This is a genomic window from Brasilonema sp. UFV-L1, from assembly GCF_012912105.1.
Taxonomy (GTDB): domain Bacteria; phylum Cyanobacteriota; class Cyanobacteriia; order Cyanobacteriales; family Nostocaceae; genus Brasilonema.
On the sequence record NZ_QMEA01000060.1, the window covers coordinates 1 to 20,229 of the forward strand.

Here is a 20,229-nt window from a genome sequence, read left to right on the forward strand (position 1 = left end):
CGAGTAGACATTGTTAGTGGTTGTCCATTTTTGTCTATGAAAAATGAAGCGGCTGGCTGTCTGGTGGTACGTGTAAGACCCCCGTCCCTGTTTTTGTTGATTAGTGGGCGTAGTCGGGTACTCGTTGTATGAGGGCTGGCTCAATTTCCGGGGACAATGCGTCGGCAGGCTTACTACAACGCGTACTCGTTTTGTCCCACGAATCAACAAAACAAAGCCTGCCCAATTTTTTCGGGGACGCCAGATAAGAGCGGCGGGAAACCCGTCCGCAGTACTGGCCAGGGCAATGCGTCGGATGAAACCCGACTCATAGGGCTTTAGCCCTTTGTTTCTTTTACTTTTGTCGTTGGAGGCATGACTACTTTCTTTGCTAACCCCAGAGTTTGTAATATCTTAATTGCCCACCAAGTCATATCTATTTCCCACCAACGATACCCGGCTTTTGCCACATTTGGATGAGCATGGTGATTATTATGCCAGCCTTCTCCATAAGTTAAAAGTGCTGCCCACCAAAGATTACGAGAGTTGTCCTTTAACTGGAAATGACGGTAACCGCGTAGGTGAGTTGCAGAGTTGATAAACCAAGTGGTATGCCAGAGCAATACTGCCCTCACAAAGACACCATAGACAACAAAAGACCATCCACCCAAAACATACAATAGAACAGCAACAGGAATTTGAAGCAGTAAGAAGTAGCGATTCAACCAACGATAAAATGGATCACGGTATAGTTCCTGGGCAAATTTTTTGTAATGTTGTTCGTCAAAAAATTCTGGACGTGGGTAAAAAATCCAAAGCATATGGCTCCACCAAAATCCACGCCGGGCTGAGTAGGGATCTTTATCTACGTCTTCTGTATGCGCATGATGCAGTCGATGTCCAGCTACCCAAAACATTGGTCCTCCTTGCATAGCAAGTGCTCCCAAGGTGGCGATCGCATATTCTAACCACTTCGGTACAGATAAACTTCGGTGAGTTAAAAGTCGATGATACCCTAAACAAATACCAATACTGCCAAACAACCAGTGCAGGAATATCATAACTCCCAAAGCAGACCAAGAGAAACACCAGGGAGCGAGCATTGCCAAGGCATGAAATGTACCGAAAAATACCACGTTAGTCCAGCTCAGAGTAAGCGGCTGCTTACCAACAGCCGCAGCTGAGTTGATAGTCATAAATCTTTCCTTTGACGTGAATACCGTAAATAAACTAGTACACTCTTGTACTAGTTACCACATCCTCTGTAAAAACTAGCGAAGACAGCTAAAGTAAGAAAAGAGGATGCAAGTGCTACTTACATCTGTTAGTCTAGCAAGGATAAAATTTTAATGCAAGTGCCACTTGCACTTCCGACTTATGTCTGGTGATATAATCTCAACGCGACAAAGGCTGATTAATGCAGCAATGGAGTTGTTTGCAGTTCAGGGAATTACTGAAACAACAACCAAGGCAGTCGCAGAATTAGCAAAAGTTAATGAAGTGACGCTATTCCGGCAATTTGGCAACAAACACGGATTAGTTCTGGCGGTTATTTCTGAATCACCAGTGTTTCAAGAACTGGGTGAATCGTTAAAAACGCAAGCAAGTCAAACGACCAGTGTTTCCCAAGCTCTCAAAGATTATTGCAAAGACCGCTTAGAGGCTTTAGAACAAGTTCCTGAATTGGTGCGTTCTATGGTAGGAGAGGCGGGAAAATATCCAGTAGAAAATCGTCAGGCACTCGGAAGAAGCTTAGCACAAGCCAACAACTATGTTGCTGAATATTTAGCAACAGTGATGGAACGCGAGCAGTTACACACGCAATTGTCACCTCAAAAGCTAGCAAGTTTACTCAATAGTATGTTGTTAGGTTATGCCGTAATTGAGTTTACTAGTGAATTTCATGAACTTTGGCATGACAGAGATGAGTTTTTAGAAACTTTGGTGGCGATGTTTTTAAAGGTCGCCACACAATCCTCAAATCAAGTCAATAATGAGTCTATCTCAACAGAAAAGATAGTAGATTTACCAGCAAATTTAGTTCATTTGATTTTGCAAAGAGCTAAAAAATCAGGATTACGAGATTATGCCCTTATGTACGTGTTGTTTGGCACAGGTTTATCTCCAGAAGAAATTGTGAATTTAGAGCGTTCTCACCAAATCCAAGACGCCAACCAGTACTTATTACAAATCACTCAAGGCGCTACTCGACAAGTTCCTGTGAATCAGTGGATTATGGGTAAGCGGTATGGCTCTTATACTCGGAATCCCTTAACTCAGTGGCTCAAAAATCGTAAAGATGACCACTCTGCATTATTTCTTAACGATAATGGAATACCTATTTCAGAGGTAGAAATACAACAGCGCTGGCGAATATTAACTGAAGAATTATTAACACCAGAAGGGCAACAGCCAGCTATTGAGCAAGCTCAACAGACATGGTGTGTAGAAATGTTGATGAAGGGAATGAATTTAGAAGATATGAGTATCATTACAGGCTGGACTCGTACAAAATTACAACACTATGCTCGTAGAGCCAGAGAAAAATCAGCTCTAGAGCAAGCGATTCACCTGGATCATAAGCCTCAATAGTAATTTTTGAGCAAAACAAGAACTGTGCAACATAGTTGTCACCAACTCACTCAGAACACAGTTGTCACCAACTCAGAATGAAATCCCCCGAATTTCATCCGTGGGGATATTCTGCGTTCTGCCTTGGTGCGTTCTGTGTTCTTCTTAATCAAAAGATTTTGTCTAAATGAGTACAATTACCAATTTTTGAATACTTTACAGAATATGATTTAAGATTTTAAGGTTTAACTAAAACTTCACCCATCAATAGCATCTAAAATCTAAATCTAAAACCCACAATCAATAAAGCATGGCAAACCTGACTCCTAATTCTAGTTTTAGCTTGACACTCCGCTTGGAAATTCCTAACCGCGTCGGAATGTTAGCCAACGTAACCAAGGCTATAGCTACCAGTGGTGGTAATTTTGGTCAAATTGATTTAATCGAACAAACAAGGGCTATTTCCATTCGCGAGATCACCGTTGATGCAGCCAGCAGTGACCATGCTGAGACAATTGTACAAGCGGTGAAAGCTGTGCCAGATATTAAAGTGCTTAATGTCTATGACCGCACTTTTAATTTACATCGTGGCGGAAAAATCAGTATTACCAGCAGAATTCCCCTAAGAAGTGTGTCTGACTTAGCAATGGCTTACACGCCAGGTGTAGGAAGAATCTGTACTGCGATCGCCCAAAATCCAGAAGAAGTTTACAATCTAACCATTAAACGAAACACTGTTGCTATTGTGACCGATGGCAGCGCCGTTTTGGGATTGGGAAATCTCGGTCCAGCAGCCGCCTTACCAGTTATGGAAGGTAAAGCTATGCTGTTTAAGGAATTCGCTGGGATTGATGCTTTTCCCATTTGCCTTGATACCCAAGAGACTGACAAAATTATCGAAGCTGTCAAAAATATTGCTCCGGTATTTGGGGGTGTAAATTTAGAGGATATCGCTGCTCCCCGCTGTTTTGAAATTGAAGCGAAACTACGGCAAGAATTAGATATCCCCGTTTTTCACGATGACCAACATGGTACGGCAATTGTGACTTTAGCAGCGTTGTTTAACGCTCTCAAGTTAGTACAAAAGTCAATGGGAGATATCCGCATTGTGATTAACGGTGCTGGGGCTGCTGGCGTAGCTGTCGCCCGGTTACTCAGAAAAGCAGGAGCAGAAAAAATTTGGATGTGCGACTCAAAAGGTATTCTTTCTACCAGTCGCACTGACTTAACAGAAGAAAAGCAAGAATTTGCAGTCAAGGCTCAAGGAACCTTAGCAGGTGCATTGCAAGGTGCAGATGTCTTTATTGGTTTGAGCGCACCGGGAGTTTTAACACCAGAAATGGTGCGTTCTATGACAAAAGATCCAATCGTGTTTGCGATGGCAAATCCTATTCCTGAAATTCAGCCAGAGTTGATCAAAGATGATGTTGCAGTTATGGCAACAGGTCGTAGTGATTACCCGAATCAAATCAACAATGTTCTGGCTTTTCCAGGTGTATTTCGTGGTGCTTTAGATTGTCGGGCTGCAACAATTACTACCACAATGTATCTAGAAGCAGCCAGTGCGATCGCATCTTTAATTAAACCCTCAGACCTTGACAAACAATACATTGTTCCTTCTGTCTTTGATGAGCGAGTCGTGACTGCTGTTGCTGGTGCTGTGCAACGTGCTGCGCGTCAAGAAGGTATTGCTCGTGGTTAGTTAAAAAAACAAGATCCCCGACTTCTTTAAGAAAAGAACTTACGCAGAAACCGGGTTTCTTTACGAAAAATCGTCATTTTAGCCGTAAGTCTGTGGTCTGTGAAACCCGATTTCTTTCGTGTCTGTGCGTAAGTCCTGAAGAAGTCGGGGATCTGTATCCGTTGCGAAGCTTCAATCTGCACTCAAAAACTCCAGATACCCATTGCTAAGTTCTTTTACCGCCAACTCATAAAACTGTTTCCCATGTTCAGGTGTCGCCAAAGCCGGATTTGAACCCATTCTGCCATCTGGATATTTCTGGCGGAAGTCAGCAGCACCATAAATCCTGTGTCCAGTACCGACTTCTTGAGAAAGAGGTGCTTGCTTTATCGCTTCTGGATAGACAAACTGAGTCACAGCAACTTCACTCGGTGTTGCATGGGAACCTTCTTGATCACCGTATAATTCTTTTACCAACTTGTAAACTGAACTGCACATAAACCAGTTTGCAACTTGACATTGCACTTGTTTGGCGTTGGGAATTTGTATATCTTCTAAGTGGGCGTAGGTTTCAGAAAAAGCCGCTTTCAGGGTGGCGATGTTACCGCCGTGTCCGTTGATAAAATAGAACTTGGTAAAACCAGCTTTAGCTAAACAAGTGATGTAGTCTCGCACCACTTGAATCATAGTGCTAGGACGCAGACTTATACTCCCAGGAAAAGCGGTGTGATGTAATGCCATGCCCACATTGATTGTAGGACCAACCATTGCTTGAGTGGCTTCACCTACACCACGGGCGATCGCCTCTGCACAAATCGCATCTGTACCAATTAATCCTGTAGGCCCATGTTGTTCTGTGGAACCAATAGGGAGAATAATACCCTTAGACTGCTGGAGATAAGTCTCGACTTCCTGCCAGGTGCTTAAATGCAATAACATTTTTTATCAGCGTCCTCATCAAAATTGCGGAGAAAGAGAACTTTGTCTGCTTGGATAGCATCTTCTGTAACTCACCTCCACTAACACGATTATGAACTCTGTTTGTGCAAGGTGGAGGCAAGAACGGCGAATTTCATGAAGCTGATAACTGTCACCTAGAATAAAGTTGCTCGTTTACGTAAGACTTCGCTAAGAGTCAGGTTTAACACAGCTTCCCCATTAAATACTGTTCCAACTTCACCTTGATGGAATTGAACAAGATCCAAGTGATAAACTTCCCCTGATAGAGGGATGTAGCCAACCTGACCAACCAACTTGGCAGCCTTTTCCAGATAGAAATCTACAAATTCCTTCACTTCAGGTTTGTTTTGGGCAGACTCAGAGTTGATGTAGATAAACAGTGGGCGAGATAGGGGTTGATATTGAGTTTTCTCCACCGTCTGACGTGAAGGCAGCACAGGACCTTTGCCGTTGTCAACTCCTAAAACTTTGACTTGACTTGTGTTGGCTTCGTAGTACGCAATGCCAAAGTAACCCAAGGCATTTGGGTCTTGGCTGACTCCCCTGACCAACACGTTGTCATCTTCGCTACTTGTGTAATCAGTGCGTGACGCTTTGCGTTTACCTACTGTTGCTTGTGTGAAGTAGTCAAAAGTACCAGAATCCTTGTCTGCACCATAGAGGTTGAGGGGTTTATCGGGCCAGGTGCTACGAATCTGATTCCATTTAGTAATTTTCCCTTGGGCGGCTGGTTCCCAAATTTTCTGCAACTCGGCAATCGTGATGTCTTTTGCCCAATCATTTTTAGGATTGACTACTACAGTGAGGGCATCAAAGGCAATAGGGAGTTCTATATAACCGACCTTGTTTCGGTTACAGATTGCCATTTCTTCTTTAAGGATAGGGCGCGAGGCGTCGCTGATATCGGTTTTCCCTTCGCAGAACTTTCTAAACCCACCAGTGGTACCGGAGATGCCAACCTTAATTTGCACCGGGTTTTCTCGGCTACCATTAAACTCTGCTGCAATCAACTTTGTGATGGGATAAACTGTGCTAGAACCATCAATGTTAATTGTCTGCTTTCGCGTCTGGGCGCTAGTGAATGGCTCTTTGATGATTGCCGTAATCATAGTCATAAAAACAAGAATTCCAAGCGGAATCGTCCACCTCTTTACTATTGTGTTCATTACCTCAATCCCATGCTGTGAAATAAATTAGGTATCTTGCTTTGTACAAATGTCCCGCTTGTTCTACGCTTAATCTTGTTATCAATTCAGGCTCGTATTTAAGAGATACTGTACCTAATGAGAAGTTTACTCTGTTGAACTAAAAATGTGTAGCTTAAGGAATTTGCAAAGTATTACCCTAGATGTCAGCCTACCTCACTGACTGACAGCAAGGGTAAAGATCGTCAATATTGCGAAGCATTGTCTTACAAATGGCATCTAAAGGTAAATCATTTGGATCCTCACCGAAAGGCTCTTCAATTTCCGCCCCGATTTCATCAATACTAAGCAAGATACAGCTCAAGAAAGCTAATATTGGTCCAGTCCACCAAGTTAAACCACTGACTAATTCCCAAGGAAGTAGCAGGAAATAAATTGTCAACAGCATCTTGAGGGTAATAGTATACACCAAAGGCACTGGTGTTTTCAAAATGCGCTCACAACCACCCAACAGATTCACCATTTCATCTAGCAATTGATGTAGAGCATTTAACTCCAAAATATCGACACATTGACGCTCATGCTGATGCTGGAAATAATCTCCAATCCAGTAAGCAATTTTTAGCGGGGGATGATTTACGTCTTGGAGTGTGTAATACTTAGATGATGACATTAAGGAAGCTAATTCAGAATTGACAGGTTGCCTTCGCAGATGCAGCTTCATGGCGACAGCAAACGCAACGACTAGTCGTAATATTGCTTCTTTTTCTGTTCTATCTTCTGGCTCGCGTTCTTTAATGACGATGCAGATTCTCCTCGCCAGGTTGCGAACAGTGTTAATCATTCCTCCCCACAATTTTCGAGCTTCCCAAAAGCGATCGTGCGCTGTATTTGTTCGGAAAATTAATAGTAATGATAAGACAATGTTGAGACAAATGACAATATTGGGAATTGCTTTAATGTCAGTATTAACTTTCGATATACTCCCATAGTAGTTGAGCAGTGAAATAAGAAAACCATATCCTCCCCACAAGATAACCCAGGGAAGAATTGCCTGAATCACAGTCTGTGTAAGGTGGAAGGTTACTTTAAACCCAGGAAGTTGTTCACCAGTGTACAGCCCAAATCTTTCGCTGAATGATCTCTTCGCAACATGTTTCTCTCCCGAGATAAATCTTTTTTGAGATTCTCCCAATAAAAATTTTCTTTGAGAAGTCGAACTCGAAGACTTTTCGCTAGATTCTCTAAAGTTATTATTGTTATGTTCTGGGGGAGAAGCAGTCTTTTTATTATTCGGTCCTTCCATCTGTCAACCTCCGATAAATGCCTTAGCTTTCCTCAAAATGCAGCGAGAGATAATGAGCGCAATTGCCATTTTTTGGTTGAGACTTGTAAGTCTTTGATCAACCCGGTGCGTATATCCACCACCCAGCCATGAACCTCAGGCGCTTGTTGCTGTTGGAGTGCTTGACGCATAACAGAAGTTTGGTATAGATTTTTGACTTGCATCTGCACATTCAGTTCTGCTAAACGGTTCCAGCGTTCTTCTTGTGTTGGCAAAGCATCAATTTCATCTTGTTTTTGTAAATAGATTTCTCGAATTGGATTCACCCAATTATCAACAAGTCCGATTGCTTTCCCTTCTAACGCCGCCTTAATTCCACCGCAACCGTAGTGACCGCCAACAATAATGTGTTTGACTTCAAGATGAACAACTGCGTATTCTAAAATGGCTAAAAAGTTAATATCCGTGAGAGAAACTTGATTGGCAATATTGCGATGAACAAATAACTCTCCGGGTTCTGTACCAGTAAATCTTGTTAAGGCTAGACGACTGTCTGAACATCCAATATAGAGATAAGGTGGTTTTTGTCCAGTTGCCAATTCTTGAAAATAAGTGTGGTCTTCGGCTACTTTTTTTGCAGCCCAAGCCTGATTATTTTTGAGGATTTGTTCAATGCTGTTGTATTTCATAGTTTAACCTCGAATGTATTTTGTTGATGTTTTTTTGTTGACGACAGTTTGTTGACGACAGGTGTTATCTAAGATCAAACTTGATAGTACTAGCACTCTTAGATAAGCTTAGATTTCTATTTATCTAATACTTCATCCATCAACCTTAGCTTTGCAAATGGTTAGCGTTGAGATGACCAAGGACGAAAACGATTGCTTTTACCTATAGCAATCTCAGCTTGGTAATATTCAAGTTTTTATCTAATTTTGCTTGCAGATAAGAGTTGACATAAGCAATCTTTGCTGTTTTTTGCTGGAGTTATAAATCAATTATAAATTTACCACATTTTTAGTTTTTAAAAATATTTAATTATTTAATGAATAATAATCCAATTAAAGTCAGCATTCGACCATTTTAGAATATCCAAGCTATCTCTCTCAAGTGAGATATTAATCTGATACATATACAACTGAAAGTGGATACATTGGTTGTTTTCATTTGTTTTTCTAAATCGAAAGTGTTCTTGGAGTCGTGCCAGAAATAAACAAAATGGTATGAAGATAACTATTTATTAAAAAGAGATTAAATTAAATTTAAACTACTTTAAATAAACTTTTTAAATAACCCAATCAACGCTAAATAGCGAGCATGAACTGCAAACCAAGTACTGGGAGGCGGACTTATAGTATCAAGTCGCTGTGCTTTGGGCAGTAAAATGCTTGTGCGATAGACTTTGCAGAAATCCCATCTGTACCAACAAATTTTGTAGATCCGTGTTGTTGTGTAGAACCAATACGCAAAAGAATACTTTGATACTGCTGGAGAACAGCCTCGATTTCTTAGCAGGTGCTAAAATGCAGTAACATTTTTGATTCAGCATCCTGATCACGATTGCACTTTTTTAGGATAAATTATGAAAGCTGAATAATGAATTATCGTTCCATAATTTATCATTTATTAATTAATCAAAACGATAGTGTTTATTCACATCACTTGTAATTTCCCAAATGCAGGACATCCCAGCAGGAAAAGTGACTAAATCTCCTTTACCCATTTGCACTGCTTCGCCACCGTCAGGCGTAACAATGACATCACCTTCTAAAAAATAGCAAGTTTCTTGAGTGTCATAAGTCCAAGGAAACTTTGAGACTTCCTTTGTCCAAATAGCCCATTGGGATACACCCAGTTCATTGAGGTGCTCTTTGCTTGGTTGACGTTTTACCTTAATTTTCATTGTTTGTCTCCTTCCATAAGAGTGATATGAAAAAGAAGCAATTACGCGTATCTTAAAATCAAAGTTAGTAAAAATATGACTTATGTACGCCACATTCACCAAAAAATCTCAGAGAAATCTAATCATCTAAACCTTGGAATGTTCTTGTGTGCTTTTACTGAAAAAAATGTTATTTATTATACTAAAAAAAGGAATGTCAAGATAAAATGCACTGAAAAAAGAAAAAATATGCGGGTATTGCTAGTGGAAGATGAGTCAGGGATTGCTCAATTTATCAGTCAAGGTCTCAGGGAGACAGGCTACGCTGTTGATGTCGCTCAGGATGGCGAAGAAGGTAGGGAATACATTTCCTGTGTTGAGTACGACATTATTATTCTAGACATCATGCTACCAAATATTGATGGGTTAAGCTTACTGGGAGAATTCCGCAGCCAAAAAATTCAGACTCCGGTGTTGCTGCTGACAGCACGGGATACTATAGAAGATCGGGTTAGAGGGTTGGATCAAGGAGCTGATGACTACTTAGTAAAGCCGTTTGCGTTTTCAGAACTGCTCGCACGTTTGCGAGCTTTACAACGTCGTCCTCCATTACAATTCAACAATATTTTGCACTTAGGTGATTTAACTATGAATCTCGTGAAAAGAGAAGTTCACAGATCAGGACGTTTGATTGAACTCAGCCCATTAGAGTTTAAACTTTTAGAATATTTGTTGCGTAATTCCGATTGTGTACTCACCCGAACTCAGATTGGTGAGCATATCTGGGACTTTGATTTTTATCACAATTCCAATGTAGTCGATGTGTATGTCGGTTATCTCAGACGGAAAATAGACCGAGGTTTTGATCAACCATTACTCCATACAGTTAGAGGAGTAGGATATTGCCTAAAGTCTTGTTCCGTTAGTTAATATCTATGCTGTTCCGATTTAGTAAAAGTACCATTAGAGCACGCCTGACTGGTTGGTACATCATACTTTTAGGCTGTACTTTGATACTGTTTGCGACTTACTTATATAGTCAATTAGAAACTAGCTTACTTGGTCAATTAGACACAGCTTTGAAAATCACTGCTTCTGAAATCTCCACTACGTTGGTTGAGCAGAATGGTCATCCTGCCTTTAAAATAACAAAGGACTCAGAAGCGATGACCCATCAGTTAGCAAATGCTGGCTTTGCTGTACGGTTATTGGCTCCTAATGGCCAAATTTGGGATGCCATTGGTCATTACCAAGAAGTACCATTGAGCATACCAAGAAAACCAGGTTATATTAACCTAACCAAATATAATAAAATTTGGCGCGTCTACAGTCAACCACTACCAAAATCTCCAAAAACAGGTTGGTTACAAATCGCTCAATCCCTTGAACCAATTTCTGAAGCGTTAGAACATCTGCTGACTCTGATGCTTTTCAGTTGTCCTCTCATTTTATTAATTGCAGCCTTTGGAGGATTATTCCTAGCGGAACGAGCGTTACGTCCCATTGATCGCATTATCCGTACTGCACAGGCGATTGGTCCCAATGATTTTACGCAACGCATTGCCTATCGAGGTCCATTTGACGAAGTGGGACGCCTAGCTTTTACTATAGACCGGATGTTGGATCGTCTGCAAGCAGCATTTGAGCATGAACGACGATTTATGGCTGATGCATCTCATGAGTTACGCACTCCTCTAACTGTTATTAAAGGAAGAATTGGCGTCACCCTGAGTCGATCTCGTACACTCGAAGAATACGAAAATACCCTCACAGACTTACAACGAGAGGTTGATCGATTAATTCGTCTTTCTAATGGATTACTTTTCTTGACTCGCCTAGAGCAAAGTGAACTCGGCTATGATGCAAGCTTGACAAATGTTGATCTGAGTCACTTATTGGAAGTTCTTATAGAGCAAATTCAGCTTTTAGCGGAAGTTGAAAATATCACAATAGTTACCAATATTGACTCCTGTATTTGGATTGTGGGAAACTGTGATCACCTAACCAGTATATTTTTAAATTTACTGGATAACGCTATTAAGTACACCCCAAACGGGGGTCAAGTCACAGTAAAAGCACAACAGGACAGATTACAAGCTCGAATTGCTGTGACTAATACGGGAAAAGGGATTGAACCAGAGCATTTACCCCATCTATTTAAGCGATTCTATCGCGTAGAGAGCGCCCGTTCTCGCAGTACAGGAGGAGCAGGATTAGGGCTGGCGATCGCCTATGAAATTGTTCGTTTGCATCACGGCACAATTTCCGTCACCAGTCAACCTCATCAACTGACAACTTTTACCGTGTGTTTACCGCTTGAACGCTTGAATTTGACGCTTGAAGCTTAATTCTAAGAAAATTCTTAATCTTCTCTCATCATTTTCTTAAGATTGGTGAACTAACTTATATAAAGTTCATCTACGTTTGCAATTCTTAGGAAAAAAGTGATGGATGGAAGCTTAATTCTATTTAATATTCTGAATCCGCCAGTTTTATTCTTTTTTGTGGGAATGCTGGCGGTTTTTTTAAAATCTGATTTGGAAATACCCCAACCCTTACCTAAGTTGTTTTCCCTTTATTTGCTTTTGGCTATTGGGTTTAAAGGAGGATATGAACTAGCAGAAAGTGGGATGAATTTGCAAGTTGCAATGACTCTGGTAGCTGCAATTGTCATGGCTTCAATTGTTCCAGTATATACCTTTTTTATTCTCAGACTCAAACTTGACCATTATAATGCAGCAGCAATTGCAGCCACCTATGGTTCTATTAGTGCTGTTACCTTCATCACGGCTGGCTCTTTTCTTGAAAAATTGCATATTCCTTACGGGGGACATATGGTTGCTGCATTAGCTCTCATGGAATCTCCTGCTATTATTATCGGCTTAATTCTAGTCAGAATCTTTGCTCCTAAAAATGGTAATGAAGAATTTTCTTGGGGTGAAGTGTTGCGAGAAGCTTTTTTAAATGGTTCTGTATTTTTGTTAGTTTGTAGTGTGATTGTCGGAATTCTAACAGGAGAAAAAGGATGGGAAAAATTACAGCCATTCACTCAAGGAATCTTTTACGGTGCTCTTACTTTCTTCTTACTCGATATGGGACTAGTTGCTGCTAGAAGAATTAGGGATTTAAGCAAAACAGGTTCTTTCTTAATTGGATTTTCTATCATTATTCCTATTGCAAATGCTATCTTAGGAATTTTGGTGTCAAAAATCTTAGGATTCGGTCAAGGAAATGGTCTTTTATTTGCAGTTTTGTGTGCTAGTGCTTCATACATTGCTGTGCCAGCAGCAATGAGATTAACAGTTCCCGAAGCTAATCCTAGTCTCTATGTCTCTATGGCTTTAGCTTTAACTTTTCCTTTCAATATTATTGTCGGAATCCCTCTTTATTTGGAGATAATTAAGATCCTTGGTTTATAAGTTATGCAACTGGTAAACAGAGTCGAAATTATTATCAGCACCCTGGAACTTAATGAAGTCAAAGACATCTTAGAATCTGTAAGAGTTTTTGGAACTACAGTGATAGAAAGTACTTTAGGTAAAGGTAAACGGGGTGTTTTTTACAACGATTTAGGTCGTGAATTGAGTCACAGTTATATTTCCACTCTTTGCACTCACCACAAACAAATTAATTATCTCATAAGTGATATTATACCTATTCTCAAAAAAGTTGGTGGTATCTGTTTAGTCACTGAATCTCATTCGGTTTCATCAGAGAAACTTTCCAGCGATGTAGATTTAGAAATCAGCGTTATGCAAGAGGTAAAAAAAGTAGAGATTGTTGTTAACACTTTTTACATTGAAGACACACTAAAAATTTTAGAAACTGTGATGGTATCTGGATACACAATTATAAAAGATACTTCTGGTAAAGATGAAAGGGGGTTATCATACTCAGATATTGACTGCCGATTTAGTAGCAGTTATATCATGACAGTTTGTACCAACACTCAACAAGTGAATAACTTGGTTGAAAAAATGACACCTTTACTTAAGAAAGTAGGAGGTGTTTGTCTAGTGACTGATGCGAAATGGGTTAGTCACTAAATTTTGGTTAAAATCAAAAACGGTGCAACTACCATGTAAAAAAACAAAAGCAAATGTCAATTATATGAACTCAACAATGCCAATCAAGCGAATTATCAAAGGACTCAACGAATTTCAAACGAACTATTTCACTATCCATCAGGAAATGTTTCGTCAATTGTCTCAAGGACAAACTCCTGAAATTCTCTTCATCACTTGTTCTGATTCCCGAATCGATCCAAATTTGTTAACTCAAACTAAGCCAGGAGAACTTTTTATTATTCGTAATATTGGCAATATCATTCCAACACATGGCAATTGTAATAGTAGTGAAGGTGCAGGAATTGAATATGCGGTTTCAGCCTTAAATATCAAGCATATTATTGTTTGTGGTCATTCTCACTGCGGTAGTATGAAGGCACTCTTGCAATTAAACAGTTTAAATGAAGAAATGCCTTTAGTTCATGACTGGTTAAAGCATCATGCAGAATCTACTCGTCGTCTGTTGCGAGAAAACTATAGGGGCTACGATGGAGAGACACTGCTCAAAATAGCTGTTGAAGAAAATGTTCTCACTCAGATTGAACATCTAGAGACTTATCCAGTTATTCGCTCAAAATTGCATGGTGGAAAATTATCTCTCCATGCTTGGGTTTATGAAATCGAAACAGGACAAATATTTGCCTACGATGCAAATAATAGTAAATTTGTTCCTCTAAGTTCTGATCCTTTTCCAGTTCCGGATCCTTTAGCTAGTTTACAAGCGGGATAATCTTATAGAAATTTATAATTAACTTTTTAAGTAGGTAGAACAAGAGAGTAAAGATTAACACATAACATGTTTTCTAACTCTACTTTTATAGTTGTATCTTCAGATGAATTGATTCTACCTACTTATTTTTTAACATGACAGCACATTGCAAGTCAATGAAGTACAACGAAGTAGTTATGTTTTTGCAGATTTACTAGACTTAATTGCTTTTGCAGGTGTTATTCTTACTAATTAAGAAAGGTCTGATAGCACTTCAAACTTTTATCAATAAAATGATTTACAGTTTGAGTGATAGCGCTCAGGCATTCATTATCCTTCTATATCTTTACTATTCAAAGATATTTTTGTAGGATTCCATTCACAACACGGGTGGGAGGCGATTCTAGAAAGTTTGGCAACCCATCTAGGTATTCCAGCAGATAGAAATGTTATTTTTTCTCTTCATTGCTACATTTTCACTCATTCGGAACACCATATTTAAGTACTGCATTTTCTCCTATCTGAACCAAATATCGCCTTCAGCAGTAGCAACGCTCAAATATATGAATGAGTCAGAAACTTTATACACTATCTATCTTGTAAAAGGTATCCCAATTCAATGGATGTAAAGCATTATTGCGTGGATTGTGTCCCGCTTTCCAAAACTTACTAGGTAGCCAAGTCACTCACTAGAACATCAAAGGATTTGATGAACACCCTAGCAGTAAGATTGAATATCCTCGCCGCAGACATCCGCTAAATAACACAAAGCACGGAAACGTAACCCTACTAATTCGTCGTACAATGGATTTAACTTGCACATAGGAGGAATGTGGGCAATTTTGCGACCAAACAGAAGAATATCTCGCTCAAATGGACATTGAGCGGGGATCATTTTTGCAATCAATCTCGCTAATTTCCGATTTTGAATTTCTAAAGAATCCAGCTTACAACGTAATGGTTGCAGTAAATCAATTTTCGGCTGAGCAACTTGATTTTGATTGACTTTTTGCTGAGTTCCTAATTCAGAGGGAACAAAAGCAGAGAAGACAATACGCTGATTATTACTGGATTTGAGCATGGTCATAACTTAAGTTCATCCTTACATTTTGATTTGTCTGGTTGCAGATTTTGGTTGGTCATACAATCTATTTCTATAGCTTATGAAATAGAATCATGGCAACACCAAATATATGTATACACGCAATATTTACTTTTGTAAACACCGTATATCATTTTTATTTAAACTGACCGTAGTGTGAAAAACTGTTCAACCTAATACAATATTATAAAAAAAGTCTAAAGAAGCCTTTTATACTTATTGAAATCTGATATTTGTCATATCCATTTCATATCTCGAATGTAAACGACCCTAGCTAAAACCACACAGTACCTTGAGGTGTAGTTTTTTTGATGAGAAGAGTCGTTTCGCTCATACTTAAGCTATAGGTTGTACTGATGTTATTTATAATAATATCTTATTTTAACTATTGCCTCACTAGTGTAGTGTGAGATATGTCACAAAATACTAAGATATAAATTACCCAAATAGCAGTCTGCACAGACTTCGGTAAGCATGTGCAAATATAGTTGACAAAGCTAGTTGATAAAGCTCTTGACATAACGCCTCTTTATAGTTGGTCGGGGAACAGCAGCTTTTCTGCTGTATCCTTTCGATAAAACTCAATCAGCCTTTGCTCAATTTGCAAGCGCATCTGTAACGGTTCGCTACGGTTATCTTGGATAGGTTCATAAGTTTCTCCCCGCAAGCGATCGCCCCGCAACTGTTCTTCAACACTATTTTAGTATTCTGTCAAGCGTTGCTCCGGTGCTTGTCAGCCTTCATCAGGAAAGCAGAAGAATTTGCTCTAACTCCACCGCTCCCAACGCTTTTAGCGTCGCCTTTTGTGCTATACTTAGACCTGTCGCGCCAGTGATATTCATACCTTCGTAAAGTCTTTTAGGTCTAAGAGTTTTTAAACACTCACCTGTGTTCACATCCCAAAGCTTAACTGTTTCATCTGTGCTACTACTAGCGAAAGTACTACCATGCGGACTGAAAGCTACAGACCATACTTGACTTGTGTGCCCCTGCATAGTTTTCAAGCATTCTCCTGTGGTGACATCCCACAACTTCACCGTTTGGTCAGGACTACCACTAACCAGAATTTGCCCATCTGGACTGAATGCGAGCGATCGCACCCAATTGGTATGCCCCTGCAAAGTTCTGACGCACTTACCTGAGTGGACATCCCATAACTTTACCGTCTGGTCACTACTGCTACTAGCTAAGATTCGCCCGTCTGGACTGAAAGTAACTGTATGTATGTGACTAATATGTGCCTGCAAAGTTTTTAGGCAGCTTCCTGTACAGACATCCCACAACAACAGCTTCTCATCACCACCACCGCTGGCAAGTATATGACCTTGTGGACTGAAGGCGACTGACCAGATCCAGTCGGTATGCCCCTGCAAAGTTTGGAAGCACTCGCCTGTAGCGACATTCCACAACCTGACTTTTTGGTCTTCTCCACCACTGGCAAGTATATGACCTTGTGGACTGAAAGCAACTGACCAGATCCAGTTGGCATGTTCCTGCAAAGTCCTTATGCATTGCCCTGTAAGGACATTCCACAATCTGACTGTACCGTCTTCACCACCACTAGCCAGTATATTGCCTTGTGGATTGAAGGCAACTGACCATACCTGATTGGTATGTCCTTTGAAAGTACTGACGCAGCGACCTGTGCTAATATCCCACAACCGAACCATTTGATTGTTACTGCCACTAGCTAAGGTTTTACCATCAGGACTGAAGGCAACAGACCATACTTTATCGATTTGTCCTTGTAGCGTTTTCAGGCACTTACCGTCACGAATATCCCATAACCTCACTGTATTGTCTTCACTGCCACTCGCTAAAGTCGTACCATCAGGACTGAAGGCAACAGACCAGAGTTGATTGGTGTGTCCTTGCAGAACTTTGCGACATTGCCCTGTACGGCTATCCCACAACCTAACTGTTTGGTCACTACTACCACTAGCTAGTATGTGACCATCAAGACTGAAGGCAACTGACCACACTTGATTGGTATGTCCTTTTAAGGTACTTACGCAATCACCTGTGTAAGTATCCCACAACTTCACAGAGGTGTCACCACCACTAGCCAAAGTCTTACCATCAGGACTGAAAGCAATAGACCATACTCGGTTAGTGTGTCCCTGCAAAATTTTGTGGCATTCCCCAGTGTCGGTATTCCACAGCCTCACCGAACAGTCGAGACTACCACTCGCCAGAATTTTGCCATCTGGAGTGAAGGTAACAGAATGGATAGAATTAGTATGACCCTGCAAAGTTCTTATGCAGCGTCCTGTTGCAATATCCCACAACTTTACGCTCATGTCTTCACTACCGCTGGCTAGGGTCTTACCATCAGGAGTGAAGGCAACTGACCATACCTGACTGGTGTGACCTTTTAAAGTAGTTATACACTGACCTGTGCGAGTATCCCACAACCGAATAATTTCGTCACCACTACCACTAACCAGAACTTTACCATCAGGACTGAAGTTGACAGACCATACCCAATTAGTCTGTGCTTTGCAAGTCAAAAGCTGTCTACCAGTCGCAACTTGCCATAAGCGAATTTCACCATCCACATCACTCGTAGTCACGAACTTTCCACACGGGGAAAATGCTACCGATAAAACAATGCCTAAAGTCTCGGTAAAAACAGATTTGGCTAAGTCAGCATTTTGGCAATTGACATGATGCAAATTCACTTGACGCAAGCCCGCTTGCCAAATAGTCAAATTAGAAAGATCATAATTCTCTAAATTAATTTGCAGTATATTTAATAAATTAATAATATTTCCGCCACCGTATCCGGGTGCTGCCGAAAATTTTTCTCGAAGCTTTAAAAGAATTTGCTTTAATTTATTTTCAACTTCTCTGTTATTTCTAAAATTGGTACGCAGCTTTTCGGCAAGCGGCTCTAAAATGACGCGAACCTGAGTTTCTCTGATATAGTCTTTGGCAGTAGCTTTCATCAGTGCATGACTCATCAATAATCTCATTTTTTCAGAAGCTATCTCCTCCCACACCTGCTCAATGAATCGTTCTGTCATGTACTCTATGACGACAGGTTGTTGCGTGAAACCATTGTCAGTTTTCTCGATGAGCGATCGCCTAGCCAGAGATACCACAGCCTGCAGTAATTCACACTGACTTTTATTGCCTACAATATCTTCTTGTAATTCCTGAAACGAAACTGGCTCTCGATTAATAGCCAGCCAGTACATCACCTCTTGTTCTAAATCTGACAAGCGATTAAACTGACGTTCTAAAAGGTCACGAATATCATCAAAAACCAGCGTGCCAGTCGTCAAAATTTCGACACATTTACCAAGACTACCCTCAAAAAAATCTAGAATTGCTGCCGCTACTATTTTTAATGCTAAAGGATTTCCGGCATAGTGTGAAATCACCAACTCCCATTCAGATTCTGACCCAGTGAAGCAACCTTTGAGTTGAAAAATTTTACAGCTTTCTGCTTGTGGTAAACCCACAAGTTGTAAGCAGCGAATGGGTAATGTTTCGCCTTCAATAGCTGCCAATCCTTTGGGTTTTTCACGAGAAGTTAGTACCAAGCAGCTAGTATGGGGCGTTTCTCCTATACATTGAAACAACTGCTCATACCCTTTATAATCTTCTCGGTAAGCTCCAGTACGCGAACCGGGCTGCAATATCGATTCCACATTATCCAGTACTAGCAGACAACGGTGCTTACGCAAATACTCCATCAATCGCAAGATTCCACCGTCTACAGTTTCTGGTAAATTTGTTTCCTGCTCGTTAGAAAAGAACTGTATCAGCTCTATTAGGATATCTTTAATCGGTGGAGCATTCTTCAGACTTCGCCAGATAACATATTCAAACTGTTCCTGAACAAATTGTGCCAACTTGACAGATAAAGCGCTTTTACCAATGCCTCCCATGCCTAATATTGTCACCAAACGGCAGCCAGCGCCCACAATCCATTTCCCTAAAGTGGCTAGTTCTTCCTCTCGTCCGAAGAAAATTGATACATCGCGAGCCTCACCCCAGTCTCTACGTGTGTTGGTCATCATTTGCACAGGCTCGGCGGGTGATACGTTCGAGTCTACCTCAGCAACTTCTCGCCAGTCAAAAGCCAATTTTTGGCATAGTTCGACAAAATTTGTATAATCTACAGCTTTTCCGGTAAGAAATTTACTGACAGTGGCTAAAGCCAGCCCTGTATCCAGAGCGAGACTTTTTTGGTTGGGAAAACCATTGCGTTTTACGGCTAATTTGACTTTTTCAAGGTAGTTGCGGCTAATTTTGAGTGAGCGAGACATGACCTGACAAGGGGAAAACTACGGAAATGATAACAACAAGTCAGTTAGAAGTCAGTAACAAGTCAGTATATTCTCAGTCCTGAACTCAGTAATCAGCAAGCTTAAATTAAGTTGTAAGCAGGTGATGTGTCGTTGGATGCCCAACTGCAAAACCAAAAACAAGGTTCTAGGACTTACGCATTGACGTAAAGCTCGCCGAGGGAAGCTTCCCCCGGCAGACTTTACAAAAATCTGATTATGTGAATCAGACTCATTTGCTGTCCTTCCTTCTTTAATTAAGTGCAAGCAAAATCAACTTATGCACTAGACCTCTCCAAAAATGATTTTTAGTGCAAGCGCGGGGTATTGGTTTCATAGCCATTTTTGGAGAGGTCTACTAGTGAGATAGAAATGGGAAATTCTTGCGAAATCAGACTATTGCAGAACCGCACGGAAGTTGGCACTCTTTGCATTAGCCACACAATAGTTGATTTGTAAAGTGCGTAAGTCCTAATACCTTCTGGCAACATACAGACACAGGAACTGCAGCAGGAGTCAGTGATAATGTAGACAGAAATAGGTTCAAAGGTTC

16 protein-coding genes and 1 pseudogene are annotated in these 20,229 nt (G+C 40.5%); 8 read left to right on the forward strand and 9 right to left on the reverse strand.

Going from position 1 to position 20,229, the window contains the following annotated elements; translation table 11 throughout:
* Nucleotides 1–317: 317 nt before the first annotated feature.
* Nucleotides 318–1,175, reverse strand: a complete 858-nt coding sequence (locus tag DP117_RS17875) for a fatty acid desaturase (protein ID WP_169219637.1) — start codon at nt 1,173–1,175, stop codon at nt 318–320.
* Between the two features lie 181 nt (nt 1,176–1,356).
* Here DP117_RS17875 and DP117_RS17880 point away from each other — a divergent pair, with 181 nt between their 5' ends.
* Together DP117_RS17880 and DP117_RS17885 are read left to right on the forward strand one after the other, a co-directional pair.
* Nucleotides 1,357–2,571, forward strand: a complete 1,215-nt coding sequence (locus DP117_RS17880; RefSeq protein ID WP_169219638.1) for a TetR family transcriptional regulator — start codon at nt 1,357–1,359, stop codon at nt 2,569–2,571.
* A 289-nt stretch (nt 2,572–2,860) separates the two neighbouring features.
* Complete coding sequence (locus DP117_RS17885; protein WP_169219639.1) at nt 2,861–4,252, forward strand: malic enzyme-like NAD(P)-binding protein; 1,392 nt, start codon at nt 2,861–2,863, stop codon at nt 4,250–4,252.
* 171 nt (nt 4,253–4,423) lie between these two features.
* Here the strand turns inward: DP117_RS17885 and DP117_RS17890 are convergent, their stop codons facing one another.
* The 5 genes from DP117_RS17890 to DP117_RS17910 form a co-directional block, all read right to left on the reverse strand.
* Nucleotides 4,424–5,170 carry a creatininase family protein gene (locus tag DP117_RS17890; protein ID WP_169219640.1) on the reverse strand — a complete coding sequence of 249 codons (747 nt, stop codon included), beginning with the start codon at nt 5,168–5,170 and terminating at the stop codon, nt 4,424–4,426.
* A gap of 155 nt (nt 5,171–5,325) precedes the next feature.
* Nucleotides 5,326–6,357 carry a PstS family phosphate ABC transporter substrate-binding protein gene (locus DP117_RS17895; RefSeq protein ID WP_169219641.1) on the reverse strand — a complete coding sequence of 344 codons (1,032 nt, stop codon included), beginning with the start codon at nt 6,355–6,357 and terminating at the stop codon, nt 5,326–5,328.
* Between the two features lie 190 nt (nt 6,358–6,547).
* Nucleotides 6,548–7,642, reverse strand: coding sequence for a bestrophin family ion channel (locus DP117_RS17900; RefSeq protein WP_169219642.1), 1,095 nt, complete (start codon nt 7,640–7,642; stop codon nt 6,548–6,550).
* Between the two features lie 32 nt (nt 7,643–7,674).
* On the reverse strand, nt 7,675–8,310 hold the full coding sequence (locus tag DP117_RS17905; RefSeq protein WP_169219643.1) for a carbonic anhydrase: 636 nt from the start codon (nt 8,308–8,310) through the stop codon (nt 7,675–7,677).
* A gap of 941 nt (nt 8,311–9,251) precedes the next feature.
* Entirely contained in the window at nt 9,252–9,524 is a 273-nt protein-coding gene (locus DP117_RS17910) for a cupin domain-containing protein (RefSeq protein ID WP_169219644.1), read from the reverse strand.
* 228 nt (nt 9,525–9,752) lie between these two features.
* Between DP117_RS17910 and DP117_RS17915 the strand changes: the two genes are divergently transcribed.
* The 6 genes and pseudogenes from DP117_RS17915 to DP117_RS17945 form a co-directional block, all read left to right on the forward strand.
* Nucleotides 9,753–10,433, forward strand: coding sequence for a response regulator transcription factor (locus DP117_RS17915; RefSeq protein WP_169219645.1), 681 nt, complete (start codon nt 9,753–9,755; stop codon nt 10,431–10,433).
* Between the two features lie 5 nt (nt 10,434–10,438).
* Nucleotides 10,439–11,851 carry an ATP-binding protein gene (locus DP117_RS17920; RefSeq protein ID WP_169219646.1) on the forward strand — a complete coding sequence of 471 codons (1,413 nt, stop codon included), beginning with the start codon at nt 10,439–10,441 and terminating at the stop codon, nt 11,849–11,851.
* 99 nt (nt 11,852–11,950) lie between these two features.
* Nucleotides 11,951–12,922 (forward strand): sodium-dependent bicarbonate transport family permease, encoded by a 972-nt coding sequence (locus tag DP117_RS17925; RefSeq protein WP_169219647.1) that lies wholly within the window; start codon nt 11,951–11,953, stop codon nt 12,920–12,922.
* A gap of 3 nt (nt 12,923–12,925) precedes the next feature.
* Nucleotides 12,926–13,549: a hypothetical protein gene (locus DP117_RS35415; RefSeq protein ID WP_211176179.1), complete on the forward strand. Its 624-nt coding sequence runs from the start codon at nt 12,926–12,928 to the stop codon at nt 13,547–13,549.
* Nucleotides 13,550–13,625: 76 nt separating this feature from the next.
* Complete coding sequence (locus tag DP117_RS17940; protein ID WP_169219660.1) at nt 13,626–14,300, forward strand: carbonic anhydrase; 675 nt, start codon at nt 13,626–13,628, stop codon at nt 14,298–14,300.
* Nucleotides 14,301–14,509: 209 nt separating this feature from the next.
* Nucleotides 14,510–14,908, forward strand: a pseudogene (locus DP117_RS17945) (hypothetical protein); the annotation flags it as partial.
* Nucleotides 14,909–14,997: 89 nt separating this feature from the next.
* Here the strand turns inward: DP117_RS17945 and DP117_RS17950 are convergent.
* The 3 genes from DP117_RS17950 to DP117_RS17960 all read right to left on the reverse strand — a co-directional run bounded on the left by DP117_RS17950 (nt 14,998) and on the right by DP117_RS17960 (nt 19,658).
* A complete protein-coding gene (locus DP117_RS17950) occupies nt 14,998–15,360 on the reverse strand; it encodes a Mo-dependent nitrogenase C-terminal domain-containing protein (RefSeq protein ID WP_169219661.1) in 363 nt (120 codons plus the stop codon).
* 550 nt (nt 15,361–15,910) lie between these two features.
* On the reverse strand, nt 15,911–16,063 hold the full coding sequence (locus DP117_RS17955; RefSeq protein WP_339381306.1) for a hypothetical protein: 153 nt from the start codon (nt 16,061–16,063) through the stop codon (nt 15,911–15,913).
* Nucleotides 16,064–16,124: 61 nt separating this feature from the next.
* Entirely contained in the window at nt 16,125–19,658 is a 3,534-nt protein-coding gene (locus DP117_RS17960; RefSeq protein ID WP_169219648.1) for an NB-ARC domain-containing protein, read from the reverse strand.
* Nucleotides 19,659–20,229: the final 571 nt, after the last annotated feature.

Coding starts and splice junctions, on each gene's coding strand:
- DP117_RS17960 (WP_169219648.1), bottom strand. CDS start 19,658: ATGTCTCGCTCACTCAAAATTAGCCGCAACTACCTTGAAAAAGTCAAA.
- DP117_RS17950 (WP_169219661.1), bottom strand. CDS start 15,360: ATGCTCAAATCCAGTAATAATCAGCGTATTGTCTTCTCTGCTTTTGTT.
- DP117_RS17890 (WP_169219640.1), bottom strand. CDS start 5,170: ATGTTATTGCATTTAAGCACCTGGCAGGAAGTCGAGACTTATCTCCAG.
- DP117_RS17910 (WP_169219644.1), bottom strand. CDS start 9,524: ATGAAAATTAAGGTAAAACGTCAACCAAGCAAAGAGCACCTCAATGAA.
- DP117_RS17895 (WP_169219641.1), bottom strand. CDS start 6,357: ATGAACACAATAGTAAAGAGGTGGACGATTCCGCTTGGAATTCTTGTT.
- DP117_RS17920 (WP_169219646.1), top strand. CDS start 10,439: ATGCTGTTCCGATTTAGTAAAAGTACCATTAGAGCACGCCTGACTGGT.
- DP117_RS17885 (WP_169219639.1), top strand. CDS start 2,861: ATGGCAAACCTGACTCCTAATTCTAGTTTTAGCTTGACACTCCGCTTG.
- DP117_RS17875 (WP_169219637.1), bottom strand. CDS start 1,175: ATGACTATCAACTCAGCTGCGGCTGTTGGTAAGCAGCCGCTTACTCTG.
- DP117_RS17900 (WP_169219642.1), bottom strand. CDS start 7,642: ATGGAAGGACCGAATAATAAAAAGACTGCTTCTCCCCCAGAACATAAC.
- DP117_RS17905 (WP_169219643.1), bottom strand. CDS start 8,310: ATGAAATACAACAGCATTGAACAAATCCTCAAAAATAATCAGGCTTGG.
- DP117_RS17925 (WP_169219647.1), top strand. CDS start 11,951: ATGGATGGAAGCTTAATTCTATTTAATATTCTGAATCCGCCAGTTTTA.
- DP117_RS17880 (WP_169219638.1), top strand. CDS start 1,357: ATGTCTGGTGATATAATCTCAACGCGACAAAGGCTGATTAATGCAGCA.
- DP117_RS17940 (WP_169219660.1), top strand. CDS start 13,626: ATGCCAATCAAGCGAATTATCAAAGGACTCAACGAATTTCAAACGAAC.
- DP117_RS35415 (WP_211176179.1), top strand. CDS start 12,926: ATGCAACTGGTAAACAGAGTCGAAATTATTATCAGCACCCTGGAACTT.
- DP117_RS17915 (WP_169219645.1), top strand. CDS start 9,753: ATGCGGGTATTGCTAGTGGAAGATGAGTCAGGGATTGCTCAATTTATC.